The sequence below is a fragment of the Clostridium brassicae genome (assembly GCF_026738875.1).
Classification (GTDB): Bacteria; Bacillota; Clostridia; order Clostridiales; family Clostridiaceae; genus Clostridium_H; species Clostridium_H brassicae.
This window is the reverse complement of sequence record NZ_JAPQFJ010000018.1, coordinates 62,250-83,676: the sequence shown is the minus strand read 5'-3', so window position 1 is coordinate 83,676 and position 21,427 is coordinate 62,250. Positions and strand designations below refer to the sequence as shown.

Here is a 21,427-nt window from a genome sequence, read left to right as displayed (position 1 = left end):
GCCTTTCTTAATTTTTCTGTAGCAAGAAAATTATACTTCAAGGCTTGGTATTATCCACTATTTATTTTTTGGAAACTATAATATGGAAACCAATAAAGTTTTCTTTGTACAAAACTTAGGTAATTAAAATCATATTTATTATTTTTGTATAAATTACTTATTTATTATTAAAAAATAAGTATATAAGTAAGAGGATTTATTGTTTTTTATATAGTGTAATGATATATTAAATAAGTGAAATTAATATAGAAAGGCGGAATATTAAATGGCTACATATGAATTGATAGCTACATCTGCATTTGGATTAGAATCCATTGTTGGAAAAGAATTAAAACGTTTAGGATATAAAGATTTAAAAGTTGAAAATGGTAAAGTTACCTATTTTGGAGATGAAGAATGTATTTGCAAATCAAATCTGTGGCTTAGATGTGCAGACAGAGTTTTTATAAAACTTTCAGAATTTAAAGCGACTTCTTTTGAAGAGTTATTTCAAGGAGTAAAAAAAATAAACTGGGAAGAATATCTACCAGAAGATGCTAATTTTATAGTTAATGCTAAATCTGTTAAGTCTCAACTTTTTAGCCTTTCCGATATACAATCTATTTCTAAAAAGGCTATTGTAGAAAATTTAAGAGAAAGCTATGATATTGATTGGTTTAGTGAAAGTGGAGATAAATATCCTATATTAATCTCTATATTAAATGATAATGTAACTGTTTTATTAGATACTAGTGGAGACGCGCTACACAAAAGAGGATATAGGGAAGTTGGAAGTGAAGCTCCTTTAAAAGAAACTTTGGCAGCAGCTCTTGTAATTCTTAGTCAGTGGAGATATGATAGAAATTTTATAGACCCATTTTGTGGTTCAGGAACAATACCAATTGAAGCAGCGCTTATAGCTAAGAATATTGCCCCAGGTTTAAATAGAAGTTTTGCATGTGAAGAATGGGATTTTATAATTTCCTCTCTTACATGGAAAAAAGTAAGAAAAGAAGCTTATGAGAAAATAATAATTGACAAGGAACATTCCATATTTGGTTTTGATATAGATGAAAGAGTAATTAATATAGCTAGACAAAATGCTATTAAAGCTGGAGTTGATGATTACATTCACTTTCAACAACAGTCAGTTACTTCCTTAAGTTCAAATAAACATTATGGAACAATTGTTTGCAATCCTCCTTATGGAGAAAGATTAAGTGAAAAAGATGAAGTAGAAGAACTTTATAAAAAAATGGGTAAAACATTTAAGAAATTAGATACTTGGTCTTACTTTATCATAACATCTCATGAGAAATTTGAAGAATGCTTTGGAAAAAAATCTGATAAGAATAGAAAACTATATAATGGTAGAATTCAATGTTATTTTTATCAATATTTAGGTCCTAAACCTCCTAAAAGCAAATTGTTGAATAAATAGCTTCCTTTAGTAAATACTAAATGTGAATTTTAAATTCATAACTAAAATTAAAAGTTGCTACTTTACATATTTGCTTAATGCAAGCTTATAGGTATAAGTCAACTATATAAAAGTTTATATAAGGAGGATTTTATGGGCAAAAAAACAGCTCCTAAAAAGGCAACTAAAAAAAATAATGATAATCGAGCTAATATTTTAAATCCTAATTCTACAAGCTATGAAATGGCTTCAGAAGGTTTAGTAACAGAAATAAATCCACCTAATAATAAAACTAAAAATAATAAATCTTAAAATTAAAAATTTTAAGGCTATTAGACTGTTAGCAAGTACTTATGACTTGTTAACAGTCTAATATTTTATGTTTTAAATTTTACTACCATTTTGTTTTTTTAGTGGCTACTTTATAATTAAGTACCACTATATCCATAAATCTATCAGCATACTTATATGTGATTTTTCACAATATAATAGTAACAAAAAAGTAATGACATAAAGATATATTTAAATCTCAAAGTGAAATGTAAAGGAGGAAGTTAATATGAAACATCTAGTTCCGGAAGCAAGAAATGGATTAAATAAATTTAAGATGGAAGTAGCCCAAGAGCTTGGTGTTCCTTTTACAGATTACAATGGGGATCTTACTTCAAAACAATGTGGAAGCGTTGGCGGAGAAATGGTAAAAAGAATGGTAGAAAAATATGAAAGAGAATTATAATAAATAAAAAACAATTAGAGGTATGTAGCTTATAGCTGCATACCTCTAATTTATTGATTATTATCTTCACTCTCTTCTTTATTAGTATTTCTAATTTCTTCTTTAAATGCTTTTAAAAGTTGATCTAATTCTTCACTATCTTTATTGAAATCTATTTCATCTTTATATTCTTCACATTTTCTTTCTATATGTTCAGCTATCTTTTTTATTGTTTTATTTTTATTATTTTCTACTTCTTCAGTGTTATTAGATTCATTACTTATAATATATCCATCTTTACATTTATAAAAGAAGCTTATTTTCATATAATCTCCCTCCTAATAAATTAATATATTATAATAAAACTTATTTTATTCAATATAATTTTTTAATTTTAGTAAAATATATTAATAGATACTACTTAGTATTATGTATATGAATTGAAAGAAAAAATAAGTTTTATTTTTTATTTAAGAGTAAAATAGTTGTTTTTATATCCATAGTAACGGATTGCTTTCTAAGATAAAAAATCCCATTGTAGGGATTTTAAAATTTATTTGGATTAGTTTACTTTTTTATTTTAATTTACATAATATTTATTATGTTTAATATTTTTGTGTTTTTGTACAAAAATCATTTTAATTAATAAACTTTCCATTGTGCATTGTGATTCACATTATTATCTTTTATCTGTTTTATTATCTTACCTTCTGTTCTACCTTCACACTGTTTTAAAATTTCTTCGAAATATTCTGTCCATGAAGAATCTAATGCAGTTTGAGCATCATTTTCATAGGTGGTTTTATATGCTGTTAGAATATCATTTGTACTATATTCACCTATTCCCATCTTATTTATTAAAAGATCTTTTAAATTTTCCATCTCTACTTTCAAATCTCCATATTCATAAAAATTATCCATAAAATACGTCTACTCCTTTTCGTGATATTATATTTGCTATATATTTTGTAAATTTAACTATAAGATAGTGCTAATTCTCATCATCCTCTTTATAAAAAGGTTTATCCTCTTCACTAAATGGAAATGGGTTACTCTCTATATTGGTTCCTAATTCATGAGTATCTACTAATTCTGTGTTATTACCTATTATTCTAAATTCCTCTTCACCTGTAAGTTGCTTATATTTTTTATCTATTTTTTCTATTTCATGATTCACATTTTGTATTATTTTTTTCTTAGTCATTATTCCATCTCCTTTCTAAATATTATGTTATCCCTTATATATGGTTTTATGCTTTTTTATTATATAGGTAAAATATAGATTGCTTTTTTATATTAATAGTGTTAATATACTCTTGTACTACAGTTTAAAAATTTTATATTCGATTTTATCTATTGCAGGGGTGCTTAAATGGCTGAGAGGATTTTATCCAACCCTTTGAACCTGATCTAATTAGTATTAGCGAAGGAAGCTCTAGAGTGATTAATTAGTATTAATTACTCCCTTGCTTTTTTGCAAGGGAGTTTTTTAACTCTTTGTAACTCTATTTAAAAGCATATTTGCAATAGAAATATTGTAAATATGCTTTTTTTGCGTATATAAGATTTTTGAAAGGAGATTAATCATGAAAAAAGTTTTAACAATAGCAGGTTCAGATAGTTCTGGTGGCGCAGGAATACAAGCAGATATTAAAACTATGTCTTCCATTGGAGTTTATGCCATGAGCGTAATTACTGCAGTTACCGCCCAAAATACAAAAGGAGTTTTTGCAGTTCAAGATTTAGATACGACAATTGTAGAAGCTCAACTCAAAGCTATTTTTGATGATATAAAAGTAGATTCTGTAAAAATTGGTATGGTATCAACTTCCCATACAATAAAAAGTATAAAAAATATGCTATGCAAATATAAATTAAAAAATATTATTATAGATCCTTTAATGATTTCTAAAAGTGGCTATTATCTCTTAAAACCAGAAGCTATTAAAGAGTTGAAAACTCTTATATCAATTGCAGATTTGGTTACTCCTAATATTCCTGAGGCTGAAGAACTATCTGGTATTAAAATTAATACCGAAAAAGATATGAAAAAAGCTGCTTTAATCATTAAAGAATATGGTCCTAGAGCTGTTCTTATAAAAGGTGGTCATAAATGCAGTGATGCTACAGATTTGCTATACTTTGAAAATAAATTTATTAATGTAGAGGGAAGTAGAATAGATTCTTTAAATACTCATGGTACTGGTTGTACCTTATCCTCTGCTATAGCTAGCTATATTGCTTTAGGATATTCTTTAGAAAAAAGTATATATCTTTCCAAAGAATATATTAATAAAGCTATAAAAAATTCTTTTTCAATCGGTCATGGTATTGGCCCTTTAGGGCATTTTATAGATTTATATAAAAAATCAGGTGTTAATTTTGAACTATAAATAAATTTAGGAGGTTTAATAATGATTGAAAATGTTTGTAAAATCATAACTGAAGTGAGAAATAAAACGCCTTTAGTTCACTCTATTACTAATTATGTGACTATTAACGATTGTGCCAATATACTGCTCTCCTTTGGGGCATCTCCTGCTATGGTTGAAGCTTATGATGAATCCTACGATTTTGCTAGTATATCTTCATCAATTTATGTTAATGTAGGAACTCTAACAAAAGAACAAGAACAAGCTGCTATTATGGCTGGTATATCTGCCAAAAATAATAATGTACCATTAATTTTAGATCCAGTTGGATGTGGTGCTATAAAAAGGAAAATTAATTTTATCGAAAAGTTATTTAAACTTGGTAGAATCGATGTAATTAAAGGTAATGCTTCTGAAATAAAGTCTTTGGCTGGATTAGAATCTAAGTCTAGAGGCGTTGACTCTTTAGATAATGAAAATGTTCTTGAAGCATGTATTTCTCTATCACAAAAATATAACTGCGTTGTTGCAGCAACAGGAAAAGAAGATGTCATAACCGATAGAAAGAGATCAGCTATTATTAAAAATGGCACTGAGATGCTTACTTTAATAACAGGTGCTGGTTGTATGGTGGGTGCCCTTACTGCAGCTACATCTGCTATTTATGAAGATAAGTTCATATCTACAGTATCTTCTATACTTTCTATGAATATTGCTGGAGAAAAAGCTGCTCAAAAATATAAAACTCCCGGAAGTTTTAAAGTTGGATTAATAGATGAAATATATCTATTAAATGAGGAAAAATTGTTGAAAGAAGGTAATGTTAAATGCTTATAGATTATAGCCTATATCTTGTTACTGATAGAAGTTTTTTAAATGGTAGAGGCTTTAAAGAATGTGTAGAACAAGCTATAGAAGGTGGTGTTACTCTAATTCAGCTTAGAGAAAAAAATATATCTACTAGAGAATTTTTAGCCATTGCCTTTCAAATAAAAGAGATTACTTCAAAATATAATGTTCCTCTTTTAATAAATGACAGAATAGATATTGCTTTAGCTGTAGATGCCGATGGTGTTCATCTTGGTCAAAGTGACATGCCTATAAATTCAGCTAGAAAAATACTTGGAGAAAACAAAATTATAGGTATTTCAGCAAATACTTTAAATGAAGCTCTAGAAGCAGAAAGTTGCGGGGCTAATTATTTAGGATTAGGTCCAATATTTTATACAACAAGTAAAAAAGATATTAATACACCTATAGGTTTGGATGGCTTAAAAGAAATAACGAAAAAAATTAAGATTCCATGTGTAGCAATAGGAGGAATCAATTCTTCTAATACTAAAGAAATAATGGAATCTGGAGTAAATGGAATTTCAGTTATCTCGGCTATATTAGGAGAAGAGTACATAAAGCAAGCTTCTGAAAAATTAAATACAATTATAAAATCTATCTAAACTTATATAATACACGATAGTTATACTGATTTTAATAGCTTATAAAGTTTAATAATACCGTGGATAGCAATAATTTAGGTTAGAATTTATTTTAAAACACTAAAATTCAAATAGAAAAGGAGAAATAAAAAATGAATTATACAACACAAATGGATGCTGCTAAGAAAGGAATAATTACAAAAGAAATGGAACTAGTTTCTCAAAAAGAAAATATGGAATTAAATAAACTAATGGAGTTAGTAGCAGAAGGTAAAGTAGTAATACCTGCAAATAAAAATCATAAATCATTAAAAGCTGAAGGTGTCGGCAAAGGATTAAAAACAAAAATTAATGTTAATTTAGGTATTTCAAAAGACTGCTGCAATGTAGATGCAGAGCTTGAAAAAGTTAAAACAGCTATGGACATGAACGCTGAGGCTATAATGGATTTAAGCTGCTTTGGTAAAACAGAAGAGTTTAGAAAAAAACTAGTTAATATGTATTCTGGGATGATTGGTACTGTTCCTATGTATGATGCCGTAGGTTTTTACGATAAGGAATTAAAAGATATTACAGAAGATGAATTAATTGGAGTTATTGAAAAACATGCTAAAGATGGCGTAGATTTTATGACTATTCATGCTGGTATAAATAGAGAAACTGCAGCAGTTTTTAAAAGAAATCCTAGAATGATGAATTTTGTTTCAAGAGGTGGTTCATTACTTTATGCATGGATGGAACTTAACGGTAAAGAAAACCCTTTCTATGAATACTTTGATAAAGTATTAGATATTTGTGAAAAATATGATGTAACTATAAGCCTTGGAGATGCTTGCCGTCCAGGGGCCATTGCAGACTCTACTGACCCTAGCCAAATAAAAGAGCTAATGACTTTAGGTGAATTAACAAAAAGAGCTTGGGAAAAAAATGTACAAGTTATGATTGAAGGACCTGGGCACATGGCTTTAAATGAAATTAAAACTAATATGGAACTAGAGAAAAAATTATGTTATGAAGCTCCTTTTTATGTATTAGGCCCAATAGTAACAGATATAGCTCCTGGTTATGACCATATAACTAGCGCTATTGGTGGAGCTCTTGCAGCATCTACTGGTGCTGATTTCTTATGCTATGTAACTCCAGCAGAACATTTAAGACTTCCTAATTTAGAAGATATGAAAGAAGGAATAATTGCTACCAAGATAGCTGCTCATGCTGCAGATATAGCTAAAGGGATAAAAGGTGCTAGAGATTGGGATAATGCTATGAGCAGAGCAAGGAGAGACTTAGATTGGGAAACTATGTTCAAATTAGCTATTGATCCTGAAAAAGCAAGAAGGTATAGAAAAGAGTCTATTCCTGAAAATGAACATACTTGCACTATGTGTGGAAAAATGTGTGCTGTTAGAAACATGAATAAAGTTATGGAAGGTAAAAATATAAACGTTTTAAGAGATGATGATTAGATGAATAAAGATAAATTTAAAGAAGAATGTGGAATATTTGGAGTATTTTCTAAAGAGGATTATTTAAAAGTCTCCTATCTAACTTATTATGGCCTTTATGCTCTTCAGCATAGAGGTCAAGAAAGTTCAGGTATTACTGTAGCTAGAGACAATAAACTGTTCACTTATAAAGGCATGGGACTTGTTCGTGAAATTTACACAAAAGATATTTTAAATAATTTAATTGGCTACAGCTCTATTGGTCATGTAAGATACTCTACAACTGGAGACAGTAATATTATTAATGCTCAACCGCTAGTAGGCAATTTTAATTCTGAACAAATTGCCATCGCTCATAACGGTAACTTAATTAATTCTCAAACTTTAAGGAAAGAGCTGATGAATAAAGGGGTCATATTCAACACTACTACTGATTCAGAAGTTATTTTAAAACTCATAGAAACTTCTGAAAAAGAAACCATAGAAGAATCTATAATATATTCAGTAAAAAAAATTAAAGGTTCTTTTTCTGTTGTTGTTTTAACTCCAGATAAACTTTTATGTATAAGAGATCCTAAAGGTATTAGACCTCTTTGTTTAGGAAAAATAGAAAATTCCTATATAATCGCTTCTGAAAGTTGCGCTTTTGATACAATAAATGGCCAGTTTATACGTAATGTAATACCTGGTGAAATTGTAGCTATTGATAAAAATGGTTTAAAATCAATAGCTTATTCTAGTGATTCAATTTCGGCAACATGTGCTTTTGAATATATATATTTTTCACGAGAAGATAGTATTGTTGATAACATTAGTGTATATCATTCTAGATATTCATGTGGCAAGGAATTATACAAAGAATGTCCTGCGGATGGAGATATAGTAATTGGAGTTCCAAACTCAGGAATTCCTGCTGCTATGGGATATTCTAAAGCTTCTGGTATACCCTACACCTTTGGTTTTACCAAAAATAATTATATTGATAGGTCTTTTATACAACCTTCGCAAAAGCTTAGAGAAGAATGTATAAATATCAAACTAAATCCTATTAAATTTAATGTCTATAATAAAAAAGTTATTGTAGTGGATGATTCCTTAGTAAGAGGTAATACAAGCAAAAAAATTGTAGCTACGCTAAAAAAATGCGGTGCAAAAGAAGTTCATTTTAGAGTTGCTTCACCTATAGTAAAACACTGTTGCCATTTTGGAATTGATACATTTAATAAAAATGACTTACTTGGTTCTTATATGAGTTTAGATGATATTAAAAAAAATCTTCAAGCAGATAGCCTTGGTTATTTAAGTATAAAAGGACTCATAAAATCTATAGGAAAGTCTAATCTTTGCTTAGGATGTTTCAATGGAATGTACCCTATTTAGCCAAAATTGATTTTTTATATTTTACATGCTAGAATTTTAATATGTACTAAAAAAAGGTGGTTCTCAAAATGTTTAAAGAATTTAAAGATTTCGCTGTAAAAGGTAATGTTATTGATTTAGCTCTAGGTGTATTAATAGGTAGTGCATTTAGTAAAATCGTATCTTCACTTGTTAACGACATAGTTATGCCTCTATTAGGCTTATTTCTTGGCAAAATTGACTTTTCAAATTTATTTATTGTTTTAGGTGATGGAAAATTCAAAACTATTGCAGAAGCAAAAAAAGCAGGAGTAGCTACACTAAACTATGGTATTTTTATAAACAATATAATAGATTTTTTAATTATAGCTTTTTCGATGTTTATTGTCATAAAACAGATAAATAAGTTTTCTAAAAAAAAGGAGATTCCTGCCCCTATTGCTACAAAAAACTGTCCTTTCTGTTGTAGTGATATTTCTGTTGAAGCCACTAGATGTCCTCACTGCACTTCAGAACTTGAATGATTGGAATTACATAGTATTATTAATAAAAAAGTAATGAAGATTATAGCCAATTACCCTACTACTCTTCATTGCTTTTTAATTATTCTACTAAACGTAAAGCATATCTAACTTATCTTAAATTTCTACTTACTATGTTTAAACTTTACTAAACATACTTACCTATTTCTCAAAAAAGCTTACGACTTCCTTTAAACATTCTCTTATTGCGATATGTTGAGGACAAATTTTTTCACATTTACCACAATTAATACAATTTGATGCTTTTTCTTTTTTATCCATAAATACATTATAAGTATGCCTAAAAGTTTTCATATCATCAAACATGAAAGCATTGTTAAACTGTTCAAAACACACTGGTATGTTCACTCCTGATGGGCAAGGCATGCAATATTTGCATCCTGTACAGTTTACCTTGATTTTGGATTTATAAATTTTTTTAACTTGATTAATAAGTTTAAGTTCTTTTTTACTTAAAGAATTTGGATATGCATTTTTAGCACTCTCTATGTTTTCTTTGATTTGTTTTATATCATTCATTCCGCTTAAAACAACATGTATGTTAGGTTTATCCCATAAGAACCTAAATGCCCATTCTGCTGCACTTCTCTTTATTTTAGATTTGTTCCATATTACTTCTATATCTTGAGGAATGTTTTTTACAAGACTTCCTCCTCTTAAAGGTTCCATTATTACTATGCCAAGTTCTTTTTTATCTGCATATTTTAATCCTTCATACCCTGCTTGATAGTTTTCATCTAAATAATTATATTGAATTTGACAAAAACTCCACTCATAAGAATCTACTATTTCCTTAAATAAATTCACTTCATCATGAAAAGAAAATCCTGCATATCTAATTTTATTGTCTTTTATAGATTTATGTAAGAAATCCAATACTCCTAAGGATTTTAGATTGTCCCAGTATTCTCTATTTAGTGCATGAATAAGATAAAAATCAATATAATCTGTGTTTAATCTTTTAAGTTGTTCATTTAAATATTTATCCATATCTTCTCTACTCTTTATTAACCATGAAGGCAATTTAGTTGCCAAATAAACCTTTTCTCTATATCCATCTCTTAAAGCTTTTTCAACTAATGTTTCACTTCTTCCGCCATGATATGGATAAGCAGTATCAATATAATTAACTCCATTATCTATTGCATATCTTATTTGCTTAATTGCCTCTATTTCATTTATGTTTTTCTCATCTCCATTTATTACTGGAAGTCTCATACATCCAAAACCAAGTATAGATACTTTTTCGTCTGTTTTGCCAAATTTCCTGTATAGCATAAAATCCCCCCATTAAATTATTTTATTTAATTTTACCCCTATTATATTCTTAAAATCTTATAATGGCTTAAAGATATACTATTCACCACTAAAAGTTTTATCTATAAGTGTAATATATTTTTTTACTTCATTATCTTCAAAAGGTGCGCCTTCATACCAATTTTCTTCATTTATTTTTTTATTTCCAAAATAACGTGACTTTAAAATTAATTCTGGACGATATTCAAAATGTAGAATATCAAATTTCCCCCATTTTCCTCCCCATATAAAGTTATTCTTTTCAAAAATTTCAACAACTTCTCGAGGATAAGATTCTAGTCTTTTTTGTCCTTGTTCTCTTGAAGCCCATTTCCAATAATCTCTTTTATCACTTTTAAGATCAATAGCAGTTCCAAAAGAATGTGGACTTAACCTATTAGTACCTGCAATAACTCTATAATTAAAGGTCCCATTAACAGGAAAAACAATTGAATATATATTTCCTTGTGCTTTAGATAAAGAATTAATCTCTTCCATAACTTTTTTAAGAGAATTAGCTGCATTATTATTTTTATTAAATAGACACTGTTTATTTCCTGCTCTTACATTGACAAGATTTTTTTCTACACTACTTTTAGAAGAACCATATACTTCTTTTAATAAAGGATATATTCTTACTCTTCCAGGATTATAGTCTGAATCCATTAAATTATTGATATCGCTTAAGGGATATAATTGTTCCATCATATCCTGAATATCAGGATTATTTACCTTTTCATCAAATTTTTTTTCCCTTTTATCATCATATATAACCTTATTTCCAGAATTCATTACTAGATAAATTTTATCATTTTCAACCCTTACATCTTTAATATATTCTGGATAAGCCATCATTAGGCATAAAATATCTCTTTTCATCGTTACTTCATAATCTTCTTTGGCAGAAACAAGATTTGTTGACTCCTGCCTTTTCATAAATCCTGTAGAAAAAAACATAAATAAAACAACAAAACATATCATAATTTTCTTCATACGTATATACATCCTTTCAATAATGTTCCTGTAGCTTATAGCTAGAGGTGTTTATTTTTTAAGAAACTCATTATACGTAATTATTATGTACATATTGAACAAACTTTAATAATTCCAAATAAAAAACTAATAATTCTATTAAAAATAAAATACACCCTATAAGTATATGCTTTGTTGTATACTTATAGGGTGTATCATTTTTAATACATAATATATTTTACTAATTTAAAGTTTTAAGTAATACAAAAATCCTATTTTACATGCATACAAAACTTTGGATTTCTCTTAAATCCATTCCAAAATAAACCCATCTAAATCCATTCCATCTCCATCCTGCAACAGATCGTCTTCCTACAAAAACTAGCCATGCCCAAAATGGTCTACCTCTTCTTGGCCAGATATATACAAATCTGTACAAGCAATGTCTAATTGCTCCTGGATCAACAGCTTTAGTTTGCATACCTCCTTTAGCCTGAGGGACAGCTGATGGTGGTGGTCCACTTGGTGGACCTTCTTTTGAACCACCTGGCCCTGGCCCTCCTCCTGGTCCTCCACTTGGTGGCATAGTAGGTGGCATAATAGGATATTGACGATACATATAACTAAAAGGACAATACATACACTCATTATCATAAAAGCCATTTAAATCATCTAGTTCATCAAATTCATCTAGGTCATACATATCATATAAATTACGAAAATACAAATTTAAACACTCCTATTAATTAATACACTTTTATTATATGATATATAAAAAAAAATGTTATAATCCTATACAAATTAAATATTTATTATAATTATAAATAAAAACACACCACTTAAAAATTAAATAGTGTGTTTTTATTTACAATATGTTTTAATCAAAAATCTCTAGAGTTTTTTTACCTATTCTTTCTCCAAAAATTCTAGCTCTATCTCTTTGTGCTTCGTCACCATCCTTAGTACATACAGCTCCAAAATGAGTATATGGCTGACCCTGTGAAGAACCTGCTGAATATATAAGCATTCCTTTTACTAACATATGTCCTATTAGGCTTAATTCAGCAACATCTGCTCCCCCACCTAATACATTTTCTGTAGCAAATACTGCACCTAATTTCCCTGAAAGATCACACTCTTTGCAAGTATCAAACCACTTTTTGATTTGCCATGAAAAAGTTGCATAATATGTAGGAGTTCCAAAAATAACTGCTTTTGATTCTTCTAAAAATTTATAATCCATATCTTCTATAGACATAGTCTTAACTTGAATATTCCCTGACTTTTCAACGCCCTCTTTTATTACCTCTGCTATTTTTTTCGTGTTTCCTGTTTGACTATAATATACAATTGATAATTTCATAACTATACCTCCATAAATTATTTATATTAGGTTATGTTTTAAAAATGTTGATTCTATATAGTCTAAAAATAAGTGTAAATTTAAAACAAAACCCTATTTTTCAAAATAGATTTTCTTTTCATGCACACAGAATTAAAGTTTGCATAAAGTGAGCATAAATAAAGTTTATCTGAGTGTACAGAGCAAATTTAGTTTAAGGTTCCTATCTTATTTAGAGGCCAAATTCTAAATACTGCCTTTCCTTCAACACTTTTAATATCTACTAGTCCAAAGCTTCTACTATCTCTACTTTCTTCTCTATTATCCCCCATTACAAATAATTTTCCTTCAGGAACCACTATAGGATAATCAATTAAAGTTAAACCTTTAAAAGTTTTATTTTTAATATATGATTCTTCTATTATTTTATTATTTACATATACTTCTCCATTCTTTATATCTATTTTATCTCCTGGAACTCCTATAACCCTTTTTACTAGTCTATTCATTCTAGTTTTTCCTGTTATGTTCATAGCTATATCTTTAATAACACTTTCAATTTTATCAACACAATTTAAATTTGTTTCATTTTGAAGAAATATAATTATATCTCCTTTTTTAGGTTGAGTAAAATGATAAGTAACTTTGTCCACATATAGTTTTTCTCCATTAATTAAAGTGTTTTCCATAGAAGGTCCATCTACTATTGAAATAGCATACACCTCACTATTCAATAGTATTCCGATAGAAAATACCATAATTATGTATACAATAAATTTCCCCCATTCTTTCAATAAACTTTCTTTTAGATTTTTCATAGTAAGCCACCTTTCTTTAATATTAGATATGTACTTTAATACAATTTAAATTTATAAATCTATTTTATATCATTAATAAATTTAATTTTTCCTTATTTTAAAGTCCAAAGTATAACGATATTCTTCTCTATATAGTAATATATTACTATATAAGAATCACTATATCAATAAAGATAATTATTGGATTATAATACAAATTTATTTTATATTACTTAAACGGTAAGGAATATTTTAAATTTTGTATAGATTAATTACTCAACTTTCTGATTTATTTTCTTGCTGAAAAAGTTGAGTTATCTACATACGATAAAGTTAAAAACTGCGAACAAAAACTTGTCCACAGTTTTTAACCAATACAATTTAAAATTGTGATAATTAAATAACATTAAGCTATATCTTTATTTTCTTCTTCTTTATCTCTTAAATATAACGCAATTCCAAGTAAAACAACTAATGTTCCAACAGTTACTAATGATGTAGTATCTACCATAGAACCTGTCTTTGGTAATTTAGTGGCTACAGTATTAGAATTAACTGATGGAGAGTTTGGGCTACTATTGTCTTGTTCATTACCTGTACTTGGTTTATTATTTGAACTTTCACCTGGTTTTTGATTTGGATTTTCTCCAGGTTTTGATGGCATTTTATCTGCTACTAATGTTTCATAATCTTTAACAACTAAGTGTTTCCCATTTAAAGCTTTTAAATCTTCAATAAGAGCTTCTCTTATAGGAATTTGAGTGTTTACAAGTTTTTTAACTCCTGTAAAATCATATCCATCTCCTCCAACACCCTTACATCCATCTGGTGCCATAAAGTCGTTTACTACTACTGTATAGTACTTATTCATATCAACTAAACTTCCATCTTCTAAAACCATATTTGTTATCCTCGAACCCATTTTAGCATTTTTATCATAATAAACTTTTATACCTGATACTTGTCCCCAACCTATTTTATCATTCATAATTCCATTTTCTATTACTCTTTTTAAGTCAGAACCTTTAAGTTCCATTGTAACTAAGGTATTGTCAAATGGCATAACTTCATAAAGTTTTCCCATTGTAATATCTCCTTTTGGTATAGGACATCTCAATCCGCCACCATTTGTTATACCTATTTGAACTTTAGCTTTCTTCCTCATAACATCACATACCCATTTCCCAAGTGGTGATGTTCCTTCACTTGTATATCTATCATGAGATAATTCTGTATCTGTTACTCCAACCACTTCTGCTAATACCTTCTGTAAATCTTTTTTATATTTCTCATATATAGATTTTACATTTTTATTTTCCACTAATGTATCTGGTCTTTTGTATAGAGGATCTAAAATAGGTTGAATTTCTTTAAGTTTTCCTTCTTTATCTAATAATATCTTTAACCTTCCTAAGTCTCTTCCATTGTAATAGCTTTGTATAACTGGTATATTATTCACTTTCCCACATACTTCCATATGTGTATGTGCTGATATTATAGCATCGATTCCTGTATTGGCTTTACATAAATCAGCTGCTTCCCCTGTTATATTTTTAGTTTCACTGTTTTGTATAGATCCTAAATGAGTTAAAGCTATAACAACATCTGCTTTCCCTTCTGGTAATTCACCACTTCTTAATTTTTGATTCCATACTTTAGCACATTCTATTGGATCTTTAAAAATAACATCTTTTATGTTTTCAACCTTTGTCTGCCATGCTGTTGCAGGAGTAGTTATTCCAATAAATCCAACTTTAACCTTGTCTATAGTAACCATTTTATAAGGTTTAGTCCAATTAACAGGTTTTCCTGTACTTTTATCACAAATATTTGCAGCTAAAAAATCATATCCGCCCTCTTTTGACCATTGGGGAATTTTATTAGTACCCCAATCAAATTCATGATTACCTACAGCAGAAGCTATAAGTCCTATTTCTTTAAACATCTCATTAACTATTTTCCCATGAGTTAAATTAGACATTGCACTTCCTTGAAAATTATCTCCACCAGAAACTACTATAGTATTTGGATTTGATTTTTTAAATTTGTTAATTTCTCCAGCAAGTTTAGTCATTCCTGAATTTTTTCCGCTATTATCTACTGCTCCGTGAAAATCATTAAATGTCAATATGTTAATTTCTTTACTTAAGTCATTTACGGCAACCTGTTTTTCTTTAATGATTTTTTCCCATTTTAAATTTTCATCCTTATTATCATCTTGTTGCTTGATATGATCTGATACAACTTTTGCTTCAGATGAAATTACTACTACATTATCGTTTTTTTCTAAAGCATGTACATTTAAAGGTGAAATTATACTTAAAATCATAAACACGAACATTGCCCAAGCAGTCAATCTTTTCTTTGTAAATGTTTTCACTAAAATCCCTCCACTCTTGTTTTTTGTTAAGCTTAATAATATATTAACATTATTTGTATTAAATGTTAATATATTATTAAGGATTTTAATGTAAATTAAGTTATTTTTATATAAATATGTATGCATTTCATATAAATTTAATATTTTTATTTTATGCAACTGATATAATTAATTCCTTTACTTCCAGCAATTCTACAAATATTTTATTGCATTTTTAGTAGTAATTGTTATATTGTTGGGTAACTCGTCAATAGAAAACCATCTTACTTCTTTATGCTTTTCTGGCTCTACATTTTTTACTTGTCCACTTACAACTTTAGTAAGAAATGTAGGCGCAACCCAATGAGCCTTTTCTTGCCAAATTATATGGTTTGTAACAGTTATAAGTTTAATTATTTCTACTTCTACATCAAGTTCCTCTTTAACCTCTCTTTTTATAGCATCTTCTACAGTTTCAAACATTTCAACTTTTCCACCTGGAATAGACCAACAACCTAATTCTGGTGATTTTTCTCTTAGTAGTAATAATATCTCCTTATTTTCATTAATAATTACTGCTCCTACTCCAACTCCTATGTAATCTTGTCCTTTCTTCACACATATCACTCCAATTAAATTTTTATTTATCACATCTAATGTCCATATAATATTTTATATTATATATCTTAAAACTCATTAACTCATTAACTAATAACCTACTACTGACTTAATTAATACTAATTGGATTATTAGTATTATTGGAATACCATATACAAATTTATTATGTTTTGTTTTATGCCTAAATACCTTCATCCCTAAATATGACCCTAAACTTCCACCTAATATAGCTATAAGTAATAAGGTACTTTCTTTTATTCTCCATTTTTTATTTCTTGCTCTTGTTTTGTCAACATACATTGATAAAAATCCTATTAGGTTAAAAAAAATGAGGTACTCTACTAGATATGTTTTCATATTAATCTCCCAATTTATTGTTATTTATTATAATTATAAAAACTACTTAAAAGATTTCATAGCTCCAATATTATAATTTTTATGTACTATAATATTATTTATTAGTATATATATCTACATTTTACAAATTACTATTTATTATTATACATTAGTTCATCCTAATGTAAATTATAATACATAATAAATATAAAATTCTTCTAATTTATTAAAGTATTAAAATAAGGAAAGCTTTAGACTTTGACAGGCCTAAAACTTTCCTTATCACTATTTTAATTGCTATATATTTTAAGCAAAGACTATGATTTAAAAATTATACTATTTATTCTTATTTAATGGGAAATAATGTTCTGGGGTATTTTCATCAATAACTCTAAATTCATAGCCACTATCTTTATAAAATTTTATTATCTTATCCAATGCTTTGTAGGTATTTTCATGCATATAATCACAATGCATAAGCAATATTATAGGTTCTGAGTTAACATCACTTTTTGTAGCTTTTCTAAACAGTTTACTGGGTGATGTTTTTGGGTTTATTCCATCCTGTGAATCAACATTCCAATCATATATCTTAAAGTTATAACTATGAAGTAAGTTTAACGTTTTGGTATCCAAATGATTCCTGCTTCCACCAGGAAATCTTATTATATTAGGGCTAATACCAGTAACCTTTTTTATATATTCTTGAGTCAATTTCATTTCATTAATAAACGCTTTATTACTAGAATATATTTTTTTAAAATCATGAGTATATGTATGCAATCCCATACTATGACCTTCATTTTTAATTCTGACTAGAACATTTTCTTGATCTTCAATTTGATTTCCTATAATAAAAAATGTAGCTTTCACATCATTTTTCATTAATACATCTAATACCTTGTTAGTCATAACACTAGGTCCATCATCAAAAGTCAAATATATTATGTTATTTTCTTTTGAAACTTCTTCTGGTTCTTTTGCATTACTAACACTACATATACAATTAAAGGATAAGCATAAAACTAAAATAAAAGCTAAACTAAATTTATTTAAAATGTTTTTCATCAAAAATCTCCCTCTTTATAATACTATATAATCTTCAGTTAATTTACTATAAATTTTATACTTATAAATAAATCAATACCTTTTTAGTATATAATCTATTTTTGTAAGAAAATCATGTATCTTTTCAAATGTAAGACCACAAATAAACCATACTGGAGCGTAAGTTAATGTAATTAATCCATAAAATGAAAGAGGCTTATTTACATAATTCCATGGACAAACACCTAGAATTTCTCTAAGCAAAAAACCACTAATAAATTCTCCAACAAATATTAAAACTGTATATACACCTCCTCTTATAAAAAATGAAAGATGTCTTATTCTATCGTGTATGGGCTCTAAAAAAATAGCAAGCCCATATATTAAAATCATCCATATAGATGTCCATCCTGTAAGATTTAAGTCTCCTTTCATCATAGAACCAATTCCATTCCATAAAATCTCTCCACAAGCACCTAAAAGTCCATAAATTATAAATCTTTTAATCATAAATATATCTTTTGCATTTATACATATAATATGCCCTAATATAAAGTTGTCTTACGTTTAATTTGTGAAACAATTTTACCCATATATTTAAAAACAGCTTTAATCAAAGTTGTTTTTAACATATTATGGATTTTATTAAATTTACAACATTAATATTTAAAATTTTCAAGTGATAAACTTGCTGACTCTCTTGCGTATATATCACACAAAGTATTTTCAAAATGATTTGAATGTCCCTTCACCCAATGAAATTCGATGTATTTTCCGTCGGTTAATTTGTCAAACTTAATCCAGTTTTCTATGTTTTTAACTTTTTCACCATTAGCAGTTTTCCAACCATTAAGTTTCCAACACATAATCCACTCAGTTAATCCTTTTCTAACATACTGACTATCAGTAATTATACAAATTTTATCTACATCTTTTATTAGTTCTATCCCTTTTATAGCTGCACATAATTCTATCTGGCTACTACCTTTTATGGCTGTTTTTTCTGTATGTACACTGTAATTGTGATTGATATCTTCAATTATAACAGCATAAGCTCCAGTGTTTTTCTTTTCTAAAAATGTACCATCAGTGAATATCTTATAAATATTTTTTTCACCCTTCTCTACAACATAGCTATCTATTCTATTATATCTTTTATCTAAAACAACTATTTTTGATCTATCATTAAATGCCGCAACATCTTTTTTATCTCTAAAAGCAAAAGTTAACTTAAACCCTTTATAAAAAGTATCCTGTCTTTTGTTGTGGAGAATTTTTCTAAATTGATATTCATTTTCTTTAAGATACCTACTCATTTCATTATTTTCTATAAATTCAAGTTCTTTGATTTTAGGAGAAAAAAACACATGAGCAACCCCTTGCTTTCCTTCTATTTTAATTTTATATTTTTCCTTTATATCTTCAACAATTTCCATACTAAATATGAACATTTTCATAATTAAATCACCTATAAATTTTCTATTATATTAAGTAATTCTTGTTTTGTTTTACGAGTATATATTCTACTTGTATCCAAACTATTATGTCCAGCTAATTCTGCAATTACATCTATTGATACATTATTGTCAGCTAAGTTTTTACAAAATACATGACGTAAATTATGCATATGAGCTTTTTTTACATCTACTCCAGCTAACCTAGCATATTTTTTTATAATTAAATCAGCACATTGCCTTGTTATGGCTCCTTTCTGTCCTGTAAATAACTTATTACTTTTGTCTACCCTATAGTCCATATATTCATTCCATACACTTTTTAATTTTTTAGGTACCAATACATTTCTAAATTTTTTACCCTTTCCCAAAATAGTTATATAATCTTTACTTATATTATTTACTGTAATGGAAAGGCATTCGGAGATTCTCATTCCTGTATAATATAAAGTTAAGATCAACGCCTTCGCTCTATAATCCTTTAGTTCCTCTGCTTTATCTACCATTGCTTGTACTTCATCAGTGGTTAGTGTATTGTCTAAGAAATTTTGCATATGTACTTTTTCTTGTCTAACTTCAACCTTGTATCCACAATATGTAATAAATCTATTGATAGCAACCATCTTTCTATTAATAGAGGTAACTTTGTATCCTTGCTGCAGTAAAAATGTTTTGTAATCTTCTATGTCAAAATAATCTATATCCGATAATGGTTTATTATCAATATATTGTAAAAACAATTCAACATCTCTAATATAACTTTTGATAGTTTTATTATCCTTACGCTGATGAATCAATTCTTTTTTAAAGCCTTCCATTTCTCTCTCCATAAGTTCCACCCCCTAAAAAATTATATCATGCTTTTATAAATTTGTCATAAGAATAGTTATGACAAATTTATATATAATAAAAAAGAACGTTAACACCCTTTTTTATATAAAAAATAAATTTTTAAAATAAAGTTAGACTTATAAATACACTTTTTAAAATTATTTAGATTTTAAAATTCAAGAAAAATGATGTTTTTATTTTTAAGTTATATTATTAATTTACTAAAAGTAAGATTATATTTTAATATATTTATTTTTGCTAATATATACTTCTTTTTATTTCATTTAATGTTATCTTATCCTTAATTATACTATATTTATAATGATGTTATAGGTTTTTATTCGATTTTGACAAGTATGTAAAAAACACCTGGTAACTGCTATTGTCAGTTCCAAGTGCTTTTTATTTCAAGATTTCCCTTATATTTATTATATTATGTATAACCTCTATATTTGTTCCGAATTCTTATCACTTTGTATACTTTTAAAGCTATAAATGTATTCCCGAACTAGTATAAAACTCCTTTTACTCCAAAAGAAAAAGGCCAGCAGAGTTTCTACTAACCTTTTAAGTTTATTTGATTTTATTCATTGTCGCTAATACATTATAATTTTAATATAAATACTGGATAAATTTAAACAAGAGTTATATAAAAAAATCAAAAGCTCCTTAGATTAATCTTCTTTTAAATAGCTTACATCTACATTTAATTCTTTATCTGTATTTATATTTTTAACTTTAGCTGTATTATTTTCTTTATTAATATTTTCCAACCAAACAGGATCTCCTTTATAACTTACTCCTATTACACCTAACGATTCAATAATTTCAGTAGCTCTTTTTATATCCATGTATGTTTCTCCTTTATAATTATACTTATTATATATTTTATCCTGTAAAAATAAAAAAACACCCTGAGATTTCTCTAATAATTAATATTAAAACTCTATAATTATATTATTTATAGCTCAAAGTGTTTATTCTGTATTCTAACTATTTCTTATTTTTATTTCTTCATCTGTTTTTTTATTATTTTATCTATATTCATTCTTATATCTTGAATACAACTAAATTTTTGCTATGTTTTTTCGTACTACAAGTATAATATAT

At 27.6% G+C, this 21,427-nt stretch carries 25 protein-coding genes and 1 riboswitch; of the genes, 9 read left to right on the top strand and 16 right to left on the bottom strand.

What is annotated here, in order from left to right:
* Nucleotides 1–265: 265 nt before the first annotated feature.
* The 3 genes from OW729_RS15515 (at nt 266) to OW729_RS15505 (ending at nt 2,135) form a co-directional block, all read left to right on the top strand.
* On the top strand, nt 266–1,420 hold the full coding sequence (locus OW729_RS15515; RefSeq protein WP_268062461.1) for a THUMP domain-containing class I SAM-dependent RNA methyltransferase: 1,155 nt from the start codon (nt 266–268) through the stop codon (nt 1,418–1,420).
* Between the two features lie 132 nt (nt 1,421–1,552).
* A complete protein-coding gene (locus OW729_RS15510; RefSeq protein ID WP_268062460.1) occupies nt 1,553–1,711 on the top strand; it encodes a hypothetical protein in 159 nt (52 codons plus the stop codon).
* Between the two features lie 247 nt (nt 1,712–1,958).
* A complete protein-coding gene (locus OW729_RS15505) occupies nt 1,959–2,135 on the top strand; it encodes an alpha/beta-type small acid-soluble spore protein (RefSeq protein ID WP_268062459.1) in 177 nt (58 codons plus the stop codon).
* Nucleotides 2,136–2,185: 50 nt separating this feature from the next.
* Here the strand turns inward: OW729_RS15505 and OW729_RS15500 are convergent, their stop codons facing one another.
* The 3 genes from OW729_RS15500 to OW729_RS15490 form a co-directional block, all read right to left on the bottom strand.
* Nucleotides 2,186–2,440, bottom strand: a complete 255-nt coding sequence (locus OW729_RS15500) for a hypothetical protein (RefSeq protein WP_268062458.1) — start codon at nt 2,438–2,440, stop codon at nt 2,186–2,188.
* A gap of 316 nt (nt 2,441–2,756) precedes the next feature.
* Complete coding sequence (locus OW729_RS15495; RefSeq protein ID WP_268062457.1) at nt 2,757–3,035, bottom strand: hypothetical protein; 279 nt, start codon at nt 3,033–3,035, stop codon at nt 2,757–2,759.
* A 70-nt stretch (nt 3,036–3,105) separates the two neighbouring features.
* Entirely contained in the window at nt 3,106–3,318 is a 213-nt protein-coding gene (locus OW729_RS15490) for a hypothetical protein (protein ID WP_268062456.1), read from the bottom strand.
* A gap of 146 nt (nt 3,319–3,464) precedes the next feature.
* Nucleotides 3,465–3,563, top strand: a riboswitch (TPP riboswitch).
* A 137-nt stretch (nt 3,564–3,700) separates the two neighbouring features.
* Here OW729_RS15490 and thiD point away from each other — a divergent pair.
* The 6 genes from thiD to mscL all read left to right on the top strand — a co-directional run bounded on the left by thiD (nt 3,701) and on the right by mscL (nt 9,247).
* Nucleotides 3,701–4,507, top strand: a complete 807-nt coding sequence (thiD, locus tag OW729_RS15485; protein WP_268062455.1) for a bifunctional hydroxymethylpyrimidine kinase/phosphomethylpyrimidine kinase — start codon at nt 3,701–3,703, stop codon at nt 4,505–4,507.
* A 21-nt stretch (nt 4,508–4,528) separates the two neighbouring features.
* Nucleotides 4,529–5,323 (top strand): hydroxyethylthiazole kinase, encoded by a 795-nt coding sequence (gene thiM / locus OW729_RS15480; RefSeq protein WP_268062454.1) that lies wholly within the window; start codon nt 4,529–4,531, stop codon nt 5,321–5,323.
* The gene (thiE, locus tag OW729_RS15475) at nt 5,314–5,940 is read left to right on the top strand and encodes a thiamine phosphate synthase (protein WP_268062453.1); all 627 of its coding nucleotides are present in this window, start codon (nt 5,314–5,316) and stop codon (nt 5,938–5,940) included. Before thiM ends, thiE begins: the two co-directional genes overlap by 10 nt.
* A gap of 131 nt (nt 5,941–6,071) precedes the next feature.
* Nucleotides 6,072–7,385 carry a phosphomethylpyrimidine synthase ThiC gene (gene thiC / locus OW729_RS15470; protein WP_268062452.1) on the top strand — a complete coding sequence of 438 codons (1,314 nt, stop codon included), beginning with the start codon at nt 6,072–6,074 and terminating at the stop codon, nt 7,383–7,385.
* Nucleotides 7,386–8,744 carry an amidophosphoribosyltransferase gene (purF, locus tag OW729_RS15465; protein WP_268062451.1) on the top strand — a complete coding sequence of 453 codons (1,359 nt, stop codon included), beginning with the start codon at nt 7,386–7,388 and terminating at the stop codon, nt 8,742–8,744.
* Nucleotides 8,745–8,812: 68 nt separating this feature from the next.
* Entirely contained in the window at nt 8,813–9,247 is a 435-nt protein-coding gene (mscL, locus tag OW729_RS15460; protein WP_268062450.1) for a large conductance mechanosensitive channel protein MscL, read from the top strand.
* A 159-nt stretch (nt 9,248–9,406) separates the two neighbouring features.
* Here mscL and OW729_RS15455 read toward each other — a convergent pair whose 3' ends face one another.
* From OW729_RS15455 to OW729_RS15395, 13 genes are all read right to left on the bottom strand, one after another.
* A complete protein-coding gene (locus OW729_RS15455; protein ID WP_268062449.1) occupies nt 9,407–10,543 on the bottom strand; it encodes an aldo/keto reductase in 1,137 nt (378 codons plus the stop codon).
* A gap of 78 nt (nt 10,544–10,621) precedes the next feature.
* Nucleotides 10,622–11,554 (bottom strand): M15 family metallopeptidase, encoded by a 933-nt coding sequence (locus OW729_RS15450; protein ID WP_268062448.1) that lies wholly within the window; start codon nt 11,552–11,554, stop codon nt 10,622–10,624.
* A gap of 256 nt (nt 11,555–11,810) precedes the next feature.
* On the bottom strand, nt 11,811–12,260 hold the full coding sequence (locus tag OW729_RS15445; protein WP_407647691.1) for a hypothetical protein: 450 nt from the start codon (nt 12,258–12,260) through the stop codon (nt 11,811–11,813).
* 150 nt (nt 12,261–12,410) lie between these two features.
* Complete coding sequence (locus OW729_RS15440; protein ID WP_268062447.1) at nt 12,411–12,896, bottom strand: flavodoxin family protein; 486 nt, start codon at nt 12,894–12,896, stop codon at nt 12,411–12,413.
* A 188-nt stretch (nt 12,897–13,084) separates the two neighbouring features.
* The gene (lepB, locus tag OW729_RS15435) at nt 13,085–13,693 is read right to left on the bottom strand and encodes a signal peptidase I (RefSeq protein ID WP_268062446.1); all 609 of its coding nucleotides are present in this window, start codon (nt 13,691–13,693) and stop codon (nt 13,085–13,087) included.
* A gap of 385 nt (nt 13,694–14,078) precedes the next feature.
* Nucleotides 14,079–16,052: a 5'-nucleotidase C-terminal domain-containing protein gene (locus OW729_RS15430; protein ID WP_268062445.1), complete on the bottom strand. Its 1,974-nt coding sequence runs from the start codon at nt 16,050–16,052 to the stop codon at nt 14,079–14,081.
* Between the two features lie 192 nt (nt 16,053–16,244).
* Nucleotides 16,245–16,649 carry an NUDIX domain-containing protein gene (locus OW729_RS15425; protein ID WP_268062444.1) on the bottom strand — a complete coding sequence of 135 codons (405 nt, stop codon included), beginning with the start codon at nt 16,647–16,649 and terminating at the stop codon, nt 16,245–16,247.
* Between the two features lie 90 nt (nt 16,650–16,739).
* On the bottom strand, nt 16,740–17,006 hold the full coding sequence (locus tag OW729_RS15420; protein ID WP_268062443.1) for a DUF1294 domain-containing protein: 267 nt from the start codon (nt 17,004–17,006) through the stop codon (nt 16,740–16,742).
* Nucleotides 17,007–17,321: 315 nt separating this feature from the next.
* Nucleotides 17,322–18,053, bottom strand: a complete 732-nt coding sequence (locus tag OW729_RS15415) for a polysaccharide deacetylase family protein (RefSeq protein ID WP_268062442.1) — start codon at nt 18,051–18,053, stop codon at nt 17,322–17,324.
* Nucleotides 18,054–18,125: 72 nt separating this feature from the next.
* A complete protein-coding gene (locus OW729_RS15410; protein WP_268062441.1) occupies nt 18,126–18,542 on the bottom strand; it encodes a putative ABC transporter permease in 417 nt (138 codons plus the stop codon).
* A 149-nt stretch (nt 18,543–18,691) separates the two neighbouring features.
* Complete coding sequence (locus OW729_RS15405) at nt 18,692–19,489, bottom strand: ribonuclease H family protein (RefSeq protein WP_268062440.1); 798 nt, start codon at nt 19,487–19,489, stop codon at nt 18,692–18,694.
* Nucleotides 19,490–19,500: 11 nt separating this feature from the next.
* Complete coding sequence (locus tag OW729_RS15400) at nt 19,501–20,316, bottom strand: tyrosine-type recombinase/integrase (RefSeq protein ID WP_268062439.1); 816 nt, start codon at nt 20,314–20,316, stop codon at nt 19,501–19,503.
* A gap of 675 nt (nt 20,317–20,991) precedes the next feature.
* The gene (locus tag OW729_RS15395) at nt 20,992–21,168 is read right to left on the bottom strand and encodes an H-type small acid-soluble spore protein (protein WP_268062438.1); all 177 of its coding nucleotides are present in this window, start codon (nt 21,166–21,168) and stop codon (nt 20,992–20,994) included.
* Nucleotides 21,169–21,427: the final 259 nt, after the last annotated feature.